The sequence below is a fragment of the bacterium genome (assembly GCA_026416715.1).
GTDB lineage: Bacteria > UBP4 > UBA4092 > JAOAEQ01 > JAOAEQ01 > JAOAEQ01.
On sequence record JAOAEQ010000052.1, the window covers coordinates 1 to 1,573 of the forward strand.

1 protein-coding gene is annotated in these 1,573 nt (G+C 37.8%); it reads left to right on the plus strand.

Features of this window, described 5'->3' with window-relative positions; all coding sequences use genetic code 11:
- Window positions 1-338 precede the first annotated feature (338 nt).
- Window positions 339-1,292 carry a ParB/RepB/Spo0J family partition protein gene (locus tag N3A72_12425; protein MCX7920382.1) on the plus strand — a complete coding sequence of 318 codons (954 nt, stop codon included), beginning with the start codon at window positions 339-341 and terminating at the stop codon, window positions 1,290-1,292.
- The last annotated feature ends 281 nt before the right edge of the window (window positions 1,293-1,573 follow it).

Consider the following 1,573-nt stretch of genomic DNA (forward strand, 5'->3'; position numbering starts at 1 on the left):
TGATTGATTTCAGCCGTCCCTAGCGGGACTTTATAATATTACCGTTTATTTTTCCCAGCATTGCATGCTGGGCTAAACCCAATCGCCCCGTTATCGGGGCTACCAAAATGCTTTGGGTTATAATCCCGTTAGGGATGATTGAATCTAGCCCAGCCATTCATGGCTGGGAATGTAATCGACAAAATAAAATAGAGTCCCGATAGGAACGACTGAATACCATCAAACCTTTTTTTTAAAAACATCCGTGTCTGTTTTTCCTTCGATGATAGAGACACGCTGTTTATTAGATATTATTCTATTCTGTTTCTACAAAAATACAGAAATACCAGGAGGATTCTATGACCAAAGTATCGATTAGTTCAATCATCGTTACCTCTCGGGTTCGTACTGACCTAGGCAATATTATCGAATTAGCTGAAGATATCAAACTACATGGATTACTCCATCCGGTTGTTATCAATACTCAGAATGAATTGATTGCTGGATACCGCCGGTTGAAGGCGGTTGAATTGCTCGGCTGGACTGAAATTCCGGTTAGTATTCAAGGAACAAGTACGAATGACGAAATATTAAATACTGGAATTGAATCCCAATTAGAATCTCAATCCGCAATGTTTTTGTTATCTAAGCTTGATATGCAGTTAGCAGAAAATATCAAACGGAAAGATTTGAACCCAATGGAAATAGCTGAAGCGATTCTGGAACGGAAACACCGATTTGAACAGCGCTATGGACCAATTCAACAAGGAGGAGATCGGAAAAGTCCGGAATATCAGAAAATCAAATTTACCAATGGTAAGTTTGATACCCCTAGCTTCTATGCGGACACAGCGAAATTATTAAATAAAAGCGAGAAATATATTTATGAATTCTTACAGTTAAATAATTTAGATACGGATTTGAAGCAACAAGTTCGTAATCGGAGTATTGGTTATCGTAATGCATTACAACAACAAGCGGAACGAAACCGAATGAAACGAAAGCAGAAAAAAATTCAATCCGAATTAAAATCAATGTATCTACCGAATCGAGAGGATATCGCTCCATTACAAAAGCAATTTCAACTTGCACCGAACCTCCTGAAATTGTTCATACTAATCCAACATTCTGAACAAACTATCCGCCAATTACCAGAAGAAGTATTAGAATACGATAAATTCGAGTTGGAATATATTTTTATTTTCCTGCGACAGTTAGATACCGTTATCGAATATTATCAGAAGGTACAGCATCGATTAACACTAATGCAGGAACAAAAAATTACCGAATTTGCTCCAGCAAATAAGGAATGAAATTAAAAATGAATAGATGACGTTTTTATATTCATCTCGAAGGACGAATGGAAATAATAGTCCAGCCATCCATGACGAGAGATACGAAATCGCGTTTAGTCAATCCCGAAGGGATGATTGGAATTAGCCCAGCCATTCATGGCTGGGAATGTAATTACCGAAATCAAAACAAGTCCCTCGGGAACGATTGAACTATTGGAATAATGATTGATTTCAGCCGTCCCTAGCGGGACTTTATAATATTACCGTTTATTTTTCCCAGCATTGCATGCTGGGCTAAA